Genomic DNA, 21,208 nt, shown 5'->3' with positions numbered 1-21,208 from the left:
TATTCATGAATTAAGAGTTTGGTAGGTTAGTCATTAGTGAATTTACTAAATTCGTCAATTCATCACCGGAATAAACACCAGAAGAATCGACGTCAAAACCACTAAGATTACTTGCTTGGCCCTGCAACACTATAGTTTGAGAACCTTGATCATTAGTAATGGTTAACTCTAGGTCTTGGTTGTTATCGCTAATCTTAGCTGACAAATGTTCAAGAACATCATCCATTGTATTTTCATCATGAAGGAGTTCAGATAAATCAATACGGTCACTGCCCACTTCAAAGTCAGTAATAACGTCTCGATAGTCGTCAAGCGGTTCATCTACCCACTTGAATATATCATCACCGTCGCCGCCAGTTAGGATATCGTTGCCTAAGCCACCAATTAATAGATCATCTCCCTCTCCACCATCAAGAAGGTCATTACCTTTATCTGCAACCAATACATCATCACCATCAAAACCCTGAAGTGCACTAGCATAATTTTGGGCTACTGCTATTGCGCCACCGTTATTATCTGACTCATAAGTACCAACAATCACTGACCCATCATTCAAAATTACTTCAAAAGATGCACCTATAAAGCTACTGCCTTGATCTACACCAAAATTGTCAGTATCGAATGTGAACCAAAACTCATCATCGCTGGTAAAATCACCATCAACAAAATTAGCAATCAGTACTGAAGAATCCGAGTCCATTGCATCCCAAATATTATCAGTTTGCTCGATGCCTTTTGACTCTGTTTGGTACAAAGGGTTTCGGCTATCACTGATATCCCAATAAGCATTATTATCGATACTACTCAAGTCAATACTAATTTGCATTACTGACAAACCAGCAGCCAAGCTAGACAATACGAATCCGTATTGATTAGGGTTATTGTAAGTATTACCGGAACGAACGGTAGCAGTAATTGTTGCCAATTCTCCTATACTATTAGTAGGATTACCTATAATAATATCATCAGCTTGTGTTCCTGATAAAATAGAACTGTCAATAAAATTCACTTCAACATTGGCGCTATCTGAAACGCCATTTCCATCAATCACATAACTGAACTCATCACCACTTTCAGCGTTTTCTAAAATAACAGCTTCCCCATCTAGAGTAACTGTAGCCTCAGAGCTTTCGACACTAGAAACAATGGTATCTGAAGTTATTGCGTCTGAGTGCGTAAGATAATCAGTATCAATAGACAATGAAGAGTCACTGTTCAAATTAGTAATAATATTATTTACGTTTGCATCGACGGTCGCGTAGTAATCGATATTAAGCGTTAATTTTAGAGAGTCCTGATCTCCATCCCCATCTTCAACCTGCACTTGAATAACTTCACTCTCGTTTAATACATTTCTGTCGACGACGATACTGTAATAATATTCACCGGAGTCGAAATTAATCCTAAACTCCCCGCCTAACGCGGTTGAAACTGTAATTTCAGGTGAACTCACATCATACTCATAAGTGATACCGTCGATGACAATCGATGTTATTGATACACCGTCAGCTCCTTCTAAAATACCGCCTTCGGTGTCAAACAACTTAACGTCACCACTAATACTGTTGTTATCAAAATACTCTAAAACTGTATTGGTCAAATCATCAGCATCATCAACCACAACAGCATAATTGCTATCATCATCGTCAGGATCAGGAGAATGTGCGATAGGCGTTAGCTCATCTAGTGGTGCGTTGCCGATACCTATAGCAAAAGAAATATCATAGTTTGATGAATCTAAGTAGCTATTCCAACTGTTTTGAAGAGTTGAACCCACGCTAAACCCATTATTAGGCTCACCATCTGAAATAAAGTACACAAAACTCTGGTCAGAAGTTGGCAAATCACCACTGTCCATAACTTTTTCTAGTGCATCGCTATATCGTGTTCCACCGTTAGCTTGCAAGGATTCAAGGTACGTAACCACCTGAGCGACATCGTCTGATAGCCAACCAGAATTGACTATATTATTACCTGAGAAAGTAACTATTTGAACATTGACATCACCGGTATCATCAACTTCGCCAACGAGAGCCGTCAAGGCTTCAATTGCCGTTTCTAGATAGCTTTTCCCATTACCAGCTGAGTCGTCCATACTACCTGACAAGTCGAGAGCAAAAGTCAAATTTGTTGTTATAGGGTCTGATGTGGTCGTTAAGTTGCGTTCAACATCACTGACAATAGGCACATCATCAACGATATTAATATTAAGCTGCGCACTGTCCGTAACACCAACGCTATTTGATATCTCGTAATTAAAACTATCTACAACATCATCACCAATTGATGTATTCATTAATTCATATTCAAAGTCCCCTGAACGGAAGCCATTAGAATCATCAGTATATACAGTCAACGTACCGTAAGATGTAGTAACAACCACGATTCCATTTACTGGTGCCTGACCGTTAACTGCGCTAATTAACGTAGAACTACTAACGCCACTATCATTGTCGAGGATATTGCCGGTCACAATACTTGCGTCACTATTAGCATCAGTACCCGATTCAAGACCAGCTTCATATACCTCTTCGCTATTATCTTTAGCTACTGGTAATGAGTCTTGTGTAACTGTCAATTGAGCTGAAGACTCACTACCATCAGCATCAGTCAACTCGTATTGGAACGTATCTTGATTAGCCGAGCCTACGCTGTATTGAACCTCAACACTCTCTACCATAAAGTTATTGGTAGTACCGGTATAAAGCACCACAGTTTCAAAACCACTATCAGAAACAATAGTTAAGTCGTTACTACTTATAGTACCACTGTCAACTAGAGAGCCCTGATTGTCGTATGCCTTCCAGAACACTTCTTCACTGTCAGCAACGCCATTCAAAGTAAAGTTAGCGACAGAAACCTCGCCGCTAAACTTAGTAACCAATGCCTCGTCATAACGTATTTGATCGCCGTTTCCTTCGGAGTTGGCGTAGTAGATACCAACCTTACTGTTGATCTCGACTACACTGGCAGAGTTACTGTTTAGGTTAGTAACATCAACTTGTTGATAATCGTTATAAGCATACAGCTCAATACCATTATTATTAAGCATGTCGTTTGTTGAAAACGACTTCACTTGACCTTCAGCTTGAGTTGATTGGTAGCTATAGCTGCCGTCTTGATTAAACGTAGCAATAGCCGTACCTGTGTCAATGACGATCTCACCGTTATTGTTCCATTCATTGTATTTCTGGCCATCGAAAGTAATACTGGTTACTTTCGTAATATCACTACCTAAGTCATCCTTACCTGAACCGTCGTTTTCACCAGAGATCAAGTTACCGAAGCCGAGACCGCCAAAGCCAACACTATCAAAGTCGTCAACTGCAGTCGGTCCACTATCCGTGACCGCGATTTCGATCTCAGTCCAATTGGAGTTTCCTTTACCATCAGTAACTAAATAATAAATGGAATCAGTTATTGCTACGCCTTGAGTATGATCCTGGCCTTGAGGAGCTTGATAACTAAATGAACCATCATCATTTATAGTTACCGTCCCACCTAAACTTGTAGAGAACGTCGAACCTGGAGAGGATACATCAACCTCATTTGTACCAGACGAGTCACTTGCTAGCGAAAGAACAGCCAAATTCGTGTCATCGTTATCAACATCGTTAACTAACAACTGATCAGGAGTAAAGGTGACTGTGCTACCTTCTTCGAGAGTTGCGGTATCTGGATTTCCGCTAGGAGCGTCATTACTACCAATAATATTAATAGTTGCTGTCGCCGTATCTGTTGCGCCATGTTCATCTGTAATTGTATATGTGAAGCTCTCAGTCGTTAGTTCCCCAGCTTGCAAGTAATCATAGACGTCGTTGGTGTCATAGTCGTAAGTCCCATCGGCATAAATAGTAAGCAATGCGCCACTTGGAAGAGTAACAACTGAACCATTAGTAATCGTCTGGCCATTTACAGCGGTCAATGAAAAGGTATCACTTTGGTCATCGATATCGTTTGCAAGAAGCCCTGCATTAGCGTCGGTCACAGATACGCCGTCGTCTTCATCAGCAATGATGGCACCATCACCTAGATCTATTCCGGTAACGCTAATTGAAGATAAGACATAATCAGAAGAATCCCCAACTCGTACACCATTCGAATCTGCTTCGAAGACTAACGTATCAAATACAATATCACCGGTGTCGATGCTAAAGTCGCCCGTAGAAGCGCCAGAATCCGTTTTGAATACTCCTGAAGCGACAAGCTCTCCATTATAATATGCAGACCAAGCACCTTGTTCTCCTTCATTTTCACTACCAAAAAGTCGTGAAACGCTAAAATCGACATTATTAGCTAACTCACTAAATTCAAATTTAATTTTTTCAGAGGTGTCAGATCCAGGATCATATTCAATCTGATCAGCAATTTGTCCGCTATCCCTAATAGAGCCTGCGACACCAATTCCAAAGCCACTTAATTCAGATATAGTCCCTGATGTCTCATTACCATCGGAGTCATAAGTGATGGCTTCAATCGAGAACAGAGGTTGGCCATCACTTCCAGTTGGAATTGTAATACCATCAGTGAAATCGGCAGAAGCAGTGTATTCCTGGCCTAACGAACCATCATCTATAGCGTCAACAGAGTTATAAGTTGGTGTATCGCTATCAACCGCCTTCGCATTGTCGCTATCGGTCGCCGTTAGGCTCACCGCTGGCAGTGTCTCGCCTGCATTTACCGCGTCAACACCCGCTTGCGTCAGTACCACATCGGTGCCGCTGATCGCGTAGTAACCATCGGTGTTTGTGCCCGGGGTGAAGGCAACACTTGGTGTGCCGTCTTCTTCATCCGACGCCGTGAACGTCGCCACCACGGTATCTACCGCCGCGTCGTTTTCATTGAACTCAAGCTCTGCCACCACATCGATGGTTGGGCCGTCGTTAACTGGCGTCACCACTGGGGTATCGCTGTCTGTGCCTGTCAGGCTGCTGTCATTGGTCTGAGTCACCGTCAGATCGATGGTATCTAAGTCTTCACCCGCATTGATGGCGTCTACACCATCTTGCGTCAGTTTCACCTGACCCGTTGTCGTATCTAACGTGTAGTGGTCGTTGACATTGCTACCTGGCGTGAAGGTAACTGTTACCTCATCGCCTTCTTCGTCAGACATCACGTAAGTGCCCGCTACATCACCCACTGATGCGCCAGCGTCTTCCGTAAAATCGTTCGCTGTCACGGTGATTTCCGGCGCGTCATCCATGTGAACTTGTACAGAATCGGTGACGTCTAACGATTCGAAATTACCTCCGATAGTTGAAGATACAGTTAGCGTTTCATCTTCCAAAACAGTAAAACTTGTTGAAGTCACCTCTGCATCCGGTACGTAATCGGTGCCAAACGTGATAGTTGCGCCATTGGACAGCGTCACTACAAGCTCGGTCTCTGGCGTGTGGTCTAGCGTCGCGGTAATTGTGGCATCACTACTCCCTTCACTTACATATATGTCATGCAAGCTCACTGTGGTCACGTCTGAGTCATCATTGATGGTCGTCGTTGCTGCTGTTGGGTCTTTCACCAAGCTCTCGAAGTTGCCGCCCGTTGCATCAGTGATAGTCGCGGAAGCCGTATCGCCGCCTACGTATACATCATCACTTGCTGGAACCGTCGTGGTTCCTGAAGTCGCGCCATCAGCGATAGTGATCGTTGCACCATTGCTTAGCGTGACCGTCACCGCGCCATCCGCAGGATTCGTCAGTGTCGCCGTGTAGGTGATGTTCTCGCCTTCGGTGACTGACGCATCCGCTGACAAGCTCACTGTGGTCACGTCTGAGTCATCATTGATGGTCGTCGTTGCTGCTGTTGGGTCTTTCACCAAGCTCTCGAAGTTGCCGCCCGTTGCATCAGTGATAGTCGCGGAAGCCGTATCGCCGCCTACGTATACATCATCACTTGCTGGAACCGTCGTGGTTCCTGAAGTCGCGCCATCAGCGATAGTGATCGTTGCACCATTGCTTAGCGTGACCGTCACCGCGCCATCCGCAGGATTCGTCAGTGTCGCCGTGTAGGTGATGTTCTCGCCTTCGGTGACTGACGCATCCGCTGACAAGCTCACTGTGGTCACGTCTGAGTCATCATTGATGGTCGTCGTTGCTGCTGTTGGGTCTTTCACCAAGCTCTCGAAGTTGCCGCCCGTTGCATCAGTGATAGTCGCGGAAGCCGTATCGCCGCCTACGTATACATCATCACTTGCTGGAACCGTCGTGGTTCCTGAAGTCGCGCCATCAGCGATAGTGATCGTTGCACCATTGCTTAGCGTGACCGTCACCGCGCCATCCGCAGGATTCGTCAGTGTCGCCGTGTAGGTGATGTTCTCGCCTTCGGTGACTGACGCATCCGCTGACAAGCTCACTGTGGTCACGTCTGAGTCATCATTGATGGTCGTCGTTGCTGCTGTTGGGTCTTTCACCAAGCTCTCGAAGTTGCCGCCCGTTGCATCAGTGATAGTCGCGGAAGCCGTATCGCCGCCTACGTATACATCATCACTTGCTGGAACCGTCGTGGTTCCTGAAGTCGCGCCATCAGCGATAGTGATCGTTGCACCATTGCTTAGCGTGACCGTCACCGCGCCATCCGCAGGATTCGTCAGTGTCGCCGTGTAGGTGATGTTCTCGCCTTCGGTGACTGACGCATCCGCTGACAAGCTCACTGTGGTCACGTCTGAGTCATCATTGATGGTCGTCGTTGCTGCTGTTGGGTCTTTCACCAAGCTCTCGAAGTTGCCGCCCGTTGCATCAGTGATAGTCGCGGAAGCCGTATCGCCGCCTACGTATACATCATCACTTGCTGGAACCGTCGTGGTTCCTGAAGTCGCGCCATCAGCGATAGTGATCGTTGCACCATTGCTTAGCGTGACCGTCACCGCGCCATCCGCAGGATTCGTCAGTGTCGCCGTGTAGGTGATGTTCTCGCCTTCGGTGACTGACGCATCCGCTGACAAGCTCACTGTGGTCACGTCTGAGTCATCATTGATGGTCGTCGTTGCTGCTGTTGGGTCTTTCACCAAGCTCTCGAAGTTGCCGCCCGTTGCATCAGTGATAGTCGCGGAAGCCGTATCGCCGCCTACGTATACATCATCACTTGCTGGAACCGTCGTGGTTCCTGAAGTCGCGCCATCAGCGATAGTGATCGTTGCACCATTGCTTAGCGTGACCGTCACCGCGCCATCCGCAGGATTCGTCAGTGTCGCCGTGTAGGTGATGTTCTCGCCTTCGGTGACTGACGCATCCGCTGACAAGCTCACTGTGGTCACGTCTGAGTCATCATTGATGGTCGTCGTTGCTGCTGTTGGGTCTTTCACCAAGCTCTCGAAGTTGCCGCCCGTTGCATCAGTGATAGTCGCGGAAGCCGTATCGCCGCCTACGTATACATCATCACTTGCTGGAACCGTCGTGGTTCCTGAAGTCGCGCCATCAGCGATAGTGATCGTTGCACCATTGCTTAGCGTGACCGTCACCGCGCCATCCGCAGGATTCGTCAGTGTCGCCGTGTAGGTGATGTTCTCGCCTTCGGTGACTGACGCATCCGCTGACAAGCTCACTGTGGTCACGTCTGAGTCATCATTGATGGTCGTCGTTGCTGCTGTTGGGTCTTTCACCAAGCTCTCGAAGTTGCCGCCCGTTGCATCAGTGATAGTCGCGGAAGCCGTATCGCCGCCTACGTATACATCATCACTTGCTGGAACCGTCGTGGTTCCTGAAGTCGCGCCATCAGCGATAGTGATCGTTGCACCATTGCTTAGCGTGACCGTCACCGCGCCATCCGCAGGATTCGTCAGTGTCGCCGTGTAGGTGATGTTCTCGCCTTCGGTGACTGACGCATCCGCTGACAAGCTCACTGTGGTCACGTCTGAGTCATCATTGATGGTCGTCGTTGCTGCTGTTGGGTCTTTCACCAAGCTCTCGAAGTTGCCGCCCGTTGCATCAGTGATAGTCGCGGAAGCCGTATCGCCGCCTACGTATACATCATCACTTGCTGGAACCGTCGTGGTTCCTGAAGTCGCGCCATCAGCGATAGTGATCGTTGCACCATTGCTTAGCGTGACCGTCACCGCGCCATCCGCAGGATTCGTCAGTGTCGCCGTGTAGGTGATGTTCTCGCCTTCGGTGACTGACGCATCCGCTGACAAGCTCACTGTGGTCACGTCTGAGTCATCATTGATGGTCGTCGTTGCTGCTGTTGGGTCTTTCACCAAGCTCTCGAAGTTGCCGCCCGTTGCATCAGTGATAGTCGCGGAAGCCGTATCGCCGCCTACGTATACATCATCACTTGCTGGAACCGTCGTGGTTCCTGAAGTCGCGCCATCAGCGATAGTGATCGTTGCACCATTGCTTAGCGTGACCGTCACCGCGCCATCCGCAGGATTCGTCAGTGTCGCCGTGTAGGTGATGTTCTCGCCTTCGGTGACTGACGCATCCGCTGACAAGCTCACTGTGGTCACGTCTGAGTCATCATTGATGGTCGTCGTTGCTGCTGTTGGGTCTTTCACCAAGCTCTCGAAGTTGCCGCCCGTTGCATCAGTGATAGTCGCGGAAGCCGTATCGCCGCCTACGTATACATCATCACTTGCTGGAACCGTCGTGGTTCCTGAAGTCGCGCCATCAGCGATAGTGATCGTTGCACCATTGCTTAGCGTGACCGTCACCGCGCCATCCGCAGGATTCGTCAGTGTCGCCGTGTAGGTGATGTTCTCGCCTTCGGTGACTGACGCATCCGCTGACAAGCTCACTGTGGTCACGTCTGAGTCATCATTGATGGTCGTCGTTGCTGCTGTTGGGTCTTTCACCAAGCTCTCGAAGTTGCCGCCCGTTGCATCAGTGATAGTCGCGGAAGCCGTATCGCCGCCTACGTATACATCATCACTTGCTGGAACCGTCGTGGTTCCTGAAGTCGCGCCATCAGCGATAGTGATCGTTGCACCATTGCTTAGCGTGACCGTCACCGCGCCATCCGCAGGATTCGTCAGTGTCGCCGTGTAGGTGATGTTCTCGCCTTCGGTGACTGACGCATCCGCTGACAAGCTCACTGTGGTCACGTCTGAGTCATCATTGATGGTCGTCGTTGCTGCTGTTGGGTCTTTCACCAAGCTCTCGAAGTTGCCGCCCGTTGCATCAGTGATAGTCGCGGAAGCCGTATCGCCGCCTACGTATACATCATCACTTGCTGGAACCGTCGTGGTTCCTGAAGTCGCGCCATCAGCGATAGTGATCGTTGCACCATTGCTTAGCGTGACCGTCACCGCGCCATCCGCAGGATTCGTCAGTGTCGCCGTGTAGGTGATGTTCTCGCCTTCGGTGACTGACGCATCCGCTGACAAGCTCACTGTGGTCACGTCTGAGTCATCATTGATGGTCGTCGTTGCTGCTGTTGGGTCTTTCACCAAGCTCTCGAAGTTGCCGCCCGTTGCATCAGTGATAGTCGCGGAAGCCGTATCGCCGCCTACGTATACATCATCACTTGCTGGAACCGTCGTGGTTCCTGAAGTCGCGCCATCAGCGATAGTGATCGTTGCACCATTGCTTAGCGTGACCGTCACCGCGCCATCCGCAGGATTCGTCAGTGTCGCCGTGTAGGTGATGTTCTCGCCTTCGGTGACTGACGCATCCGCTGACAAGCTCACTGTGGTCACGTCTGAGTCATCATTGATGGTCGTCGTTGCTGCTGTTGGGTCTTTCACCAAGCTCTCGAAGTTGCCGCCCGTTGCATCAGTGATAGTCGCGGAAGCCGTATCGCCGCCTACGTATACATCATCACTTGCTGGAACCGTCGTGGTTCCTGAAGTCGCGCCATCAGCGATAGTGATCGTTGCACCATTGCTTAGCGTGACCGTCACCGCGCCATCCGCAGGATTCGTCAGTGTCGCCGTGTAGGTGATGTTCTCGCCTTCGGTGACTGACGCATCCGCTGACAAGCTCACTGTGGTCACGTCTGAGTCATCATTGATGGTCGTCGTTGCTGCTGTTGGGTCTTTCACCAAGCTCTCGAAGTTGCCGCCCGTTGCATCAGTGATAGTCGCGGAAGCCGTATCGCCGCCTACGTATACATCATCACTTGCTGGAACCGTCGTGGTTCCTGAAGTCGCGCCATCAGCGATAGTGATCGTTGCACCATTGCTTAGCGTGACCGTCACCGCGCCATCCGCAGGATTCGTCAGTGTCGCCGTGTAGGTGATGTTCTCGCCTTCGGTGACTGACGCATCCGCTGACAAGCTCACTGTGGTCACGTCTGAGTCATCATTGATGGTCGTCGTTGCTGCTGTTGGGTCTTTCACCAAGCTCTCGAAGTTGCCGCCCGTTGCATCAGTGATAGTCGCGGAAGCCGTATCGCCGCCTACGTATACATCATCACTTGCTGGAACCGTCGTGGTTCCTGAAGTCGCGCCATCAGCGATAGTGATCGTTGCACCATTGCTTAGCGTGACCGTCACCGCGCCATCCGCAGGATTCGTCAGTGTCGCCGTGTAGGTGATGTTCTCGCCTTCGGTGACTGACGCATCCGCTGACAAGCTCACTGTGGTCACGTCTGAGTCATCATTGATGGTCGTCGTTGCTGCTGTTGGGTCTTTCACCAAGCTCTCGAAGTTGCCGCCCGTTGCATCAGTGATAGTCGCGGAAGCCGTATCGCCGCCTACGTATACATCATCACTTGCTGGAACCGTCGTGGTTCCTGAAGTCGCGCCATCAGCGATAGTGATCGTTGCACCATTGCTTAGCGTGACCGTCACCGCGCCATCCGCAGGATTCGTCAGTGTCGCCGTGTAGGTGATGTTCTCGCCTTCGGTGACTGACGCATCCGCTGACAAGCTCACTGTGGTCACGTCTGAGTCATCATTGATGGTCGTCGTTGCTGCTGTTGGGTCTTTCACCAAGCTCTCGAAGTTGCCGCCCGTTGCATCAGTGATAGTCGCGGAAGCCGTATCGCCGCCTACGTATACATCATCACTTGCTGGAACCGTCGTGGTTCCTGAAGTCGCGCCATCAGCGATAGTGATCGTTGCACCATTGCTTAGCGTGACCGTCACCGCGCCATCCGCAGGATTCGTCAGTGTCGCCGTGTAGGTGATGTTCTCGCCTTCGGTGACTGACGCATCCGCTGACAAGCTCACTGTGGTCACGTCTGAGTCATCATTGATGGTCGTCGTTGCTGCTGTTGGGTCTTTCACCAAGCTCTCGAAGTTGCCGCCCGTTGCATCAGTGATAGTCGCGGAAGCCGTATCGCCGCCTACGTATACATCATCACTTGCTGGAACCGTCGTGGTTCCTGAAGTCGCGCCATCAGCGATAGTGATCGTTGCACCATTGCTTAGCGTGACCGTCACCGCGCCATCCGCAGGATTCGTCAGTGTCGCCGTGTAGGTGATGTTCTCGCCTTCGGTGACTGACGCATCCGCTGACAAGCTCACTGTGGTCACGTCTGAGTCATCATTGATGGTCGTCGTTGCTGCTGTTGGGTCTTTCACCAAGCTCTCGAAGTTGCCGCCCGTTGCATCAGTGATAGTCGCGGAAGCCGTATCGCCGCCTACGTATACATCATCACTTGCTGGAACCGTCGTGGTTCCTGAAGTCGCGCCATCAGCGATAGTGATCGTTGCACCATTGCTTAGCGTGACCGTCACCGCGCCATCCGCAGGATTCGTCAGTGTCGCCGTGTAGGTGATGTTCTCGCCTTCGGTGACTGACGCATCCGCTGACAAGCTCACTGTGGTCACGTCTGAGTCATCATTGATGGTCGTCGTTGCTGCTGTTGGGTCTTTCACCAAGCTCTCGAAGTTGCCGCCCGTTGCATCAGTGATAGTCGCGGAAGCCGTATCGCCGCCTACGTATACATCATCACTTGCTGGAACCGTCGTGGTTCCTGAAGTCGCGCCATCAGCGATAGTGATCGTTGCACCATTGCTTAGCGTGACCGTCACCGCGCCATCCGCAGGATTCGTCAGTGTCGCCGTGTAGGTGATGTTCTCGCCTTCGGTGACTGACGCATCCGCTGACAAGCTCACTGTGGTCACGTCTGAGTCATCATTGATGGTCGTCGTTGCTGCTGTTGGGTCTTTCACCAAGCTCTCGAAGTTGCCGCCCGTTGCATCAGTGATAGTCGCGGAAGCCGTATCGCCGCCTACGTATACATCATCACTTGCTGGAACCGTCGTGGTTCCTGAAGTCGCGCCATCAGCGATAGTGATCGTTGCACCATTGCTTAGCGTGACCGTCACCGCGCCATCCGCAGGATTCGTCAGTGTCGCCGTGTAGGTGATGTTCTCGCCTTCGGTGACTGACGCATCCGCTGACAAGCTCACTGTGGTCACGTCTGAGTCATCATTGATGGTCGTCGTTGCTGCTGTTGGGTCTTTCACCAAGCTCTCGAAGTTGCCGCCCGTTGCATCAGTGATAGTCGCGGAAGCCGTATCGCCGCCTACGTATACATCATCACTTGCTGGAACCGTCGTGGTTCCTGAAGTCGCGCCATCAGCGATAGTGATCGTTGCACCATTGCTTAGCGTGACCGTCACCGCGCCATCCGCAGGATTCGTCAGTGTCGCCGTGTAGGTGATGTTCTCGCCTTCGGTGACTGACGCATCCGCTGACAAGCTCACTGTGGTCACGTCTGAGTCATCATTGATGGTCGTCGTTGCTGCTGTTGGGTCTTTCACCAAGCTCTCGAAGTTGCCGCCCGTTGCATCAGTGATAGTCGCGGAAGCCGTATCGCCGCCTACGTATACATCATCACTTGCTGGAACCGTCGTGGTTCCTGAAGTCGCGCCATCAGCGATAGTGATCGTTGCACCATTGCTTAGCGTGACCGTCACCGCGCCATCCGCAGGATTCGTCAGTGTCGCCGTGTAGGTGATGTTCTCGCCTTCGGTGACTGACGCATCCGCTGACAAGCTCACTGTGGTCACGTCTGAGTCATCATTGATGGTCGTCGTTGCTGCTGTTGGGTCTTTCACCAAGCTCTCGAAGTTGCCGCCCGTTGCATCAGTGATAGTCGCGGAAGCCGTATCGCCGCCTACGTATACATCATCACTTGCTGGAACCGTCGTGGTTCCTGAAGTCGCGCCATCAGCGATAGTGATCGTTGCACCATTGCTTAGCGTGACCGTCACCGCGCCATCCGCAGGATTCGTCAGTGTCGCCGTGTAGGTGATGTTCTCGCCTTCGGTGACTGACGCATCCGCTGACAAGCTCACTGTGGTCACGTCTGAGTCATCATTGATGGTCGTCGTTGCTGCTGTTGGGTCTTTCACCAAGCTCTCGAAGTTGCCGCCCGTTGCATCAGTGATAGTCGCGGAAGCCGTATCGCCGCCTACGTATACATCATCACTTGCTGGAACCGTCGTGGTTCCTGAAGTCGCGCCATCAGCGATAGTGATCGTTGCACCATTGCTTAGCGTGACCGTCACCGCGCCATCCGCAGGATTCGTCAGTGTCGCCGTGTAGGTGATGTTCTCGCCTTCGGTGACTGACGCATCCGCTGACAAGCTCACTGTGGTCACGTCTGAGTCATCATTGATGGTCGTCGTTGCTGCTGTTGGGTCTTTCACCAAGCTCTCGAAGTTGCCGCCCGTTGCATCAGTGATAGTCGCGGAAGCCGTATCGCCGCCTACGTATACATCATCACTTGCTGGAACCGTCGTGGTTCCTGAAGTCGCGCCATCAGCGATAGTGATCGTTGCACCATTGCTTAGCGTGACCGTCACCGCGCCATCCGCAGGATTCGTCAGTGTCGCCGTGTAGGTGATGTTCTCGCCTTCGGTGACTGACGCATCCGCTGACAAGCTCACTGTGGTCACGTCTGAGTCATCATTGATGGTCGTCGTTGCTGCTGTTGGGTCTTTCACCAAGCTCTCGAAGTTGCCGCCCGTTGCATCAGTGATAGTCGCGGAAGCCGTATCGCCGCCTACGTATACATCATCACTTGCTGGAACCGTCGTGGTTCCTGAAGTCGCGCCATCAGCGATAGTGATCGTTGCACCATTGCTTAGCGTGACCGTCACCGCGCCATCCGCAGGATTCGTCAGTGTCGCCGTGTAGGTGATGTTCTCGCCTTCGGTGACTGACGCATCCGCTGACAAGCTCACTGTGGTCACGTCTGAGTCATCATTGATGGTCGTCGTTGCTGCTGTTGGGTCTTTCACCAAGCTCTCGAAGTTGCCGCCCGTTGCATCAGTGATAGTCGCGGAAGCCGTATCGCCGCCTACGTATACATCATCACTTGCTGGAACCGTCGTGGTTCCTGAAGTCGCGCCATCAGCGATAGTGATCGTTGCACCATTGCTTAGCGTGACCGTCACCGCGCCATCCGCAGGATTCGTCAGTGTCGCCGTGTAGGTGATGTTCTCGCCTTCGGTGACTGACGCATCCGCTGACAAGCTCACTGTGGTCACGTCTGAGTCATCATTGATGGTCGTCGTTGCTGCTGTTGGGTCTTTCACCAAGCTCTCGAAGTTGCCGCCCGTTGCATCAGTGATAGTCGCGGAAGCCGTATCGCCGCCTACGTATACATCATCACTTGCTGGAACCGTCGTGGTTCCTGAAGTCGCGCCATCAGCGATAGTGATCGTTGCACCATTGCTTAGCGTGACCGTCACCGCGCCATCCGCAGGATTCGTCAGTGTCGCCGTGTAGGTGATGTTCTCGCCTTCGGTGACTGACGCATCCGCTGACAAGCTCACTGTGGTCACGTCTGAGTCATCATTGATGGTCGTCGTTGCTGCTGTTGGGTCTTTCACCAAGCTCTCGAAGTTGCCGCCCGTTGCATCAGTGATAGTCGCGGAAGCCGTATCGCCGCCTACGTATACATCATCACTTGCTGGAACCGTCGTGGTTCCTGAAGTCGCGCCATCAGCGATAGTGATCGTTGCACCATTGCTTAGCGTGACCGTCACCGCGCCATCCGCAGGATTCGTCAGTGTCGCCGTGTAGGTGATGTTCTCGCCTTCGGTGACTGACGCATCCGCTGACAAGCTCACTGTGGTCACGTCTGAGTCATCATTGATGGTCGTCGTTGCTGCTGTTGGGTCTTTCACCAAGCTCTCGAAGTTGCCGCCCGTTGCATCAGTGATAGTCGCGGAAGCCGTATCGCCGCCTACGTATACATCATCACTTGCTGGAACCGTCGTGGTTCCTGAAGTCGCGCCATCAGCGATAGTGATCGTTGCACCATTGCTTAGCGTGACCGTCACCGCGCCATCCGCAGGATTCGTCAGTGTCGCCGTGTAGGTGATGTTCTCGCCTTCGGTGACTGACGCATCCGCTGACAAGCTCACTGTGGTCACGTCTGAGTCATCATTGATGGTCGTCGTTGCTGCTGTTGGGTCTTTCACCAAGCTCTCGAAGTTGCCGCCCGTTGCATCAGTGATAGTCGCGGAAGCCGTATCGCCGCCTACGTATACATCATCACTTGCTGGAACCGTCGTGGTTCCTGAAGTCGCGCCATCAGCGATAGTGATCGTTGCACCATTGCTTAGCGTGACCGTCACCGCGCCATCCGCAGGATTCGTCAGTGTCGCCGTGTAGGTGATGTTCTCGCCTTCGGTGACTGACGCATCCGCTGACAAGCTCACTGTGGTCACGTCTGAGTCATCATTGATGGTCGTCGTTGCTGCTGTTGGGTCTTTCACCAAGCTCTCGAAGTTGCCGCCCGTTGCATCAGTGATAGTCGCGGAAGCCGTATCGCCGCCTACGTATACATCATCACTTGCTGGAACCGTCGTGGTTCCTGAAGTCGCGCCATCAGCGATAGTGATCGTTGCACCATTGCTTAGCGTGACCGTCACCGCGCCATCCGCAGGATTCGTCAGTGTCGCCGTGTAGGTGATGTTCTCGCCTTCGGTGACTGACGCATCCGCTGACAAGCTCACTGTGGTCACGTCTGAGTCATCATTGATGGTCGTCGTTGCTGCTGTTGGGTCTTTCACCAAGCTCTCGAAGTTGCCGCCCGTTGCATCAGTGATAGTCGCGGAAGCCGTATCGCCGCCTACGTATACATCATCACTTGCTGGAACCGTCGTGGTTCCTGAAGTCGCGCCATCAGCGATAGTGATCGTTGCACCATTGCTTAGCGTGACCGTCACCGCGCCATCCGCAGGATTCGTCAGTGTCGCCGTGTAGGTGATGTTCTCGCCTTCGGTGACTGACGCATCCGCTGACAAGCTCACTGTGGTCACGTCTGAGTCATCATTGATGGTCGTCGTTGCTGCTGTTGGGTCTTTCACCAAGCTCTCGAAGTTGCCGCCCGTTGCATCAGTGATAGTCGCGGAAGCCGTATCGCCGCCTACGTATACATCATCACTTGCTGGAACCGTCGTGGTTCCTGAAGTCGCGCCATCAGCGATAGTGATCGTTGCACCATTGCTTAGCGTGACCGTCACCGCGCCATCCGCAGGATTCGTCAGTGTCGCCGTGTAGGTGATGTTCTCGCCTTCGGTGACTGACGCATCCGCTGACAAGCTCACTGTGGTCACGTCTGAGTCATCATTGATGGTCGTCGTTGCTGCTGTTGGGTCTTTCACCAAGCTCTCGAAGTTGCCGCCCGTTGCATCAGTGATAGTCGCGGAAGCCGTATCGCCGCCTACGTATACATCATCACTTGCTGGAACCGTCGTGGTTCCTGAAGTCGCGCCATCAGCGATAGTGATCGTTGCACCATTGCTTAGCGTGACCGTCACCGCGCCATCCGCAGGATTCGTCAGTGTCGCCGTGTAGGTGATGTTCTCGCCTTCGGTGACTGACGCATCCGCTGACAAGCTCACTGTGGTCACGTCTGAGTCATCATTGATGGTCGTCGTTGCTGCTGTTGGGTCTTTCACCAAGCTCTCGAAGTTGCCGCCCGTTGCATCAGTGATAGTCGCGGAAGCCGTATCGCCGCCTACGTATACATCATCACTTGCTGGAACCGTCGTGGTTCCTGAAGTCGCGCCATCAGCGATAGTGATCGTTGCACCATTGCTTAGCGTGACCGTCACCGCGCCATCCGCAGGATTCGTCAGTGTCGCCGTGTAGGTGATGTTCTCGCCTTCGGTGACTGACGCATCCGCTGACAAGCTCACTGTGGTCACGTCTGAGTCATCATTGATGGTCGTCGTTGCTGCTGTTGGGTCTTTCACCAAGCTCTCGAAGTTGCCGCCCGTTGCATCAGTGATAGTCGCGGAAGCCGTATCGCCGCCTACGTATACATCATCACTTGCTGGAACCGTCGTGGTTCCTGAAGTCGCGCCATCAGCGATAGTGATCGTTGCACCATTGCTTAGCGTGACCGTCACCGCGCCATCCGCAGGATTCGTCAGTGTCGCCGTGTAGGTGATGTTCTCGCCTTCGGTGACTGACGCATCCGCTGACAAGCTCACTGTGGTCACGTCTGAGTCATCATTGATGGTCGTCGTTGCTGCTGTTGGGTCTTTCACCAAGCTCTCGAAGTTGCCGCCCGTTGCATCAGTGATAGTCGCGGAAGCCGTATCGCCGCCTACGTATACATCATCACTTGCTGGAACCGTCGTGGTTCCTGAAGTCGCGCCATCAGCGATAGTGATCGTTGCACCATTGCTTAGCGTGACCGTCACCGCGCCATCCGCAGGATTCGTCAGTGTCGCCGTGTAGGTGATGTTCTCGCCTTCGGTGACTGACGCATCCGCTGACAAGCTCACTGTGGTCACGTCTGAGTCATCATTGATGGTCGTCGTTGCTGCTGTTGGGTCTTTCACCAAGCTCTCGAAGTTGCCGCCCGTTGCATCAGTGATAGTCGCGGAAGCCGTATCGCCGCCTACGTATACATCATCACTTGCTGGAACCGTCGTGGTTCCTGAAGTCGCGCCATCAGCGATAGTGATCGTTGCACCATTGCTTAGCGTGACCGTCACCGCGCCATCCGCAGGATTCGTCAGTGTCGCCGTGTAGGTGATGTTCTCGCCTTCGGTGACTGACGCATCCGCTGACAAGCTCACTGTGGTCACGTCTGAGTCATCATTGATGGTCGTCGTTGCTGCTGTTGGGTCTTTCACCAAGCTCTCGAAGTTGCCGCCCGTTGCATCAGTGATAGTCGCGGAAGCCGTATCGCCGCCTACGTATACATCATCACTTGCTGGAACCGTCGTGGTTCCTGAAGTCGCGCCATCAGCGATAGTGATCGTTGCACCATTGCTTAGCGTGACCGTCACCGCGCCATCCGCAGGATTCGTCAGTGTCGCCGTGTAGGTGATGTTCTCGCCTTCGGTGACTGACGCATCCGCTGACAAGCTCACTGTGGTCACGTCTGAGTCATCATTGATGGTCGTCGTTGCTGCTGTTGGGTCTTTCACCAAGCTCTCGAAGTTGCCGCCCGTTGCATCAGTGATAGTCGCGGAAGCCGTATCGCCGCCTACGTATACATCATCACTTGCTGGAACCGTCGTGGTTCCTGAAGTCGCGCCATCAGCGATAGTGATCGTTGCACCATTGCTTAGCGTGACCGTCACCGCGCCATCCGCAGGATTCGTCAGTGTCGCCGTGTAGGTGATGTTCTCGCCTTCGGTGACTGACGCATCCGCTGACAAGCTCACTGTGGTCACGTCTGAGTCATCATTGATGGTCGTCGTTGCTGCTGTTGGGTCTTTCACCAAGCTCTCGAAGTTGCCGCCCGTTGCATCAGTGATAGTCGCGGAAGCCGTATCGCCGCCTACGTATACATCATCACTTGCTGGAACCGTCGTGGTTCCTGAAGTCGCGCCATCAGCGATAGTGATCGTTGCACCATTGCTTAGCGTGACCGTCACCGCGCCATCCGCAGGATTCGTCAGTGTCGCCGTGTAGGTGATGTTCTCGCCTTCGGTGACTGACGCATCCGCTGACAAGCTCACTGTGGTCACGTCTGAGTCATCATTGATGGTCGTCGTTGCTGCTGTTGGGTCTTTCACCAAGCTCTCGAAGTTGCCGCCCGTTGCATCAGTGATAGTCGCGGAAGCCGTATCGCCGCCTACGTATACATCATCACTTGCTGGAACCGTCGTGGTTCCTGAAGTCGCGCCATCAGCGATAGTGATCGTTGCACCATTGCTTAGCGTGACCGTCACCGCGCCATCCGCAGGATTCGTCAGTGTCGCCGTGTAGGTGATGTTCTCGCCTTCGGTGACTGACGCATCCGCTGACAAGCTCACTGTGGTCACGTCTGAGTCATCATTGATGGTCGTCGTTGCTGCTGTTGGGTCTTTCACCAAGCTCTCGAAGTTGCCGCCCGTTGCATCAGTGATAGTCGCGGAAGCCGTATCGCCGCCTACGTATACATCATCACTTGCTGGAACCGTCGTGGTTCCTGAAGTCGCGCCATCAGCGATAGTGATCGTTGCACCATTGCTTAGCGTGACCGTCACCGCGCCATCCGCAGGATTCGTCAGTGTCGCCGTGTAGGTGATGTTCTCGCCTTCGGTGACTGACGCATCCGCTGACAAGCTCACTGTGGTCACGTCTGAGTCATCATTGATGGTCGTCGTTGCTGCTGTTGGGTCTTTCACCAAGCTCTCGAAGTTGCCGCCCGTTGCATCAGTGATAGTCGCGGAAGCCGTATCGCCGCCTACGTATACATCATCACTTGCTGGAACCGTCGTGGTTCCTGAAGTCGCGCCATCAGCGATAGTGATCGTTGCACCATTGCTTAGCGTGACCGTCACCGCGCCATCCGCAGGATTCGTCAGTGTCGCCGTGTAGGTGATGTTCTCGCCTTCGGTGACTGACGCATCCGCTGACAAGCTCACTGTGGTCACGTCTGAGTCATCATTGATGGTCGTCGTTGCTGCTGTTGGGTCTTTCACCAAGCTCTCGAAGTTGCCGCCCGTTGCATCAGTGATAGTCGCGGAAGCCGTATCGCCGCCTACGTATACATCATCACTTGCTGGAACCGTCGTGGTTCCTGAAGTCGCGCCATCAGCGATAGTGATCGTTGCACCATTGCTTAGCGTGACCGTCACCGCGCCATCCGCAGGATTCGTCAGTGTCGCCGTGTAGGTGATGTTCTCGCCTTCGGTGACTGACGCATCCGCTGACAAGCTCACTGTGGTCACGTCTGAGTCATCATTGATGGTCGTCGTTGCTGCTGTTGGGTCTTTCACCAAGCTCTCGAAGTTGCCGCCCGTTGCATCAGTGATAGTCGCGGAAGCCGTATCGCCGCCTACGTATACATCATCACTTGCTGGAACCGTCGTGGTTCCTGAAGTCGCGCCATCAGCGATAGTGATCGTTGCACCATTGCTTAGCGTGACCGTCACCGCGCCATCCGCAGGATTCGTCAGTGTCGCCGTGTAGGTGATGTTCTCGCCTTCGGTGACTGACGCATCCGCTGACAAGCTCACTGTGGTCACGTCTGAGTCATCATTGATGGTCGTCGTTGCTGCTGTTGGGTCTTTCACCAAGCTCTCGAAGTTGCCGCCCGTTGCATCAGTGATAGTCGCGGAAGCCGTATCGCCGCCTACGTATACATCATCACTTGCTGGAACCGTCGTGGTTCCTGAAGTCGCGCCATCAGCGATAGTGATCGTTGCACCATTGCTTAGCGTGACCGTCACCGCGCCATCCGCAGGATTCGTCAGTGTCGCCGTGTAGGTGATGTTCTCGCCTTCGGTGACTGACGCATCCGCTGACAAGCTCACTGTGGTCACGTCTGAGTCATCATTGATGGTCGTCGTTGCTGCTGTTGGGTCTTTCACCAAGCTCTCGAAGTTGCCGCCCGTTGCATCAGTGATAGTCGCGGAAGCCGTATCGCCGCCTACGTATACATCATCACTTGCTGGAACCGTCGTGGTTCCTGAAGTCGCGCCATCAGCGATAGTGATCGTTGCACCATTGCTTAGCGTGACCGTCACCGCGCCATCCGCAGGATTCGTCAGTGTCGCCGTGTAGGTGATGTTCTCGCCTTCGGTGACTGACGCATCCGCTGACAAGCTCACTGTGGTCACGTCTGAGTCATCATTGATGGTCGTCGTTGCTGCTGTTGGGTCTTTCACCAAGCTCTCGAAGTTGCCGCCCGTTGCATCAGTGATAGTCGCGGAAGCCGTATCGCCGCCTACGTATACATCATCACTTGCTGGCAACACGTCGTGGTTCCTGAAGTCGCGCCATCAGCGATAGTGATCGTTGCACCATTGCTTAGCGTGACCGTCACCGCGCCATCCGCAGGATTCGTCAGTGTCGCCGTGTAGGTGATGTTCTCGCCTTCGGTGACTGACGCATCCGCTGACAAGCTCACTGTG

2 protein-coding genes are annotated in these 21,208 nt (G+C 52.7%); both read right to left on the bottom strand.

Going from position 1 to position 21,208, the window contains the following annotated elements; genetic code table 11:
* Positions 1-10: 10 nt before the first annotated feature.
* Entirely contained in the window at positions 11-21,052 is a 21,042-nt protein-coding gene (locus SJY39_RS21735) for an immunoglobulin-like domain-containing protein (protein WP_390242792.1), read from the bottom strand.
* The coding region (locus SJY39_RS21730; protein WP_390242790.1) for an immunoglobulin-like domain-containing protein at positions 21,022-21,208 on the bottom strand (187 nt) is incomplete at its 5' end. The genes SJY39_RS21730 and SJY39_RS21735, both read right to left, overlap by 31 nt.

It is taken from the genome of Vibrio sp. R78045 (genome assembly GCF_042466085.1).
Taxonomy (GTDB): domain Bacteria; phylum Pseudomonadota; class Gammaproteobacteria; order Enterobacterales; family Vibrionaceae; genus Vibrio; species Vibrio cyclitrophicus.
This window is presented reverse-complemented; position numbering and strand designations above follow the sequence as displayed.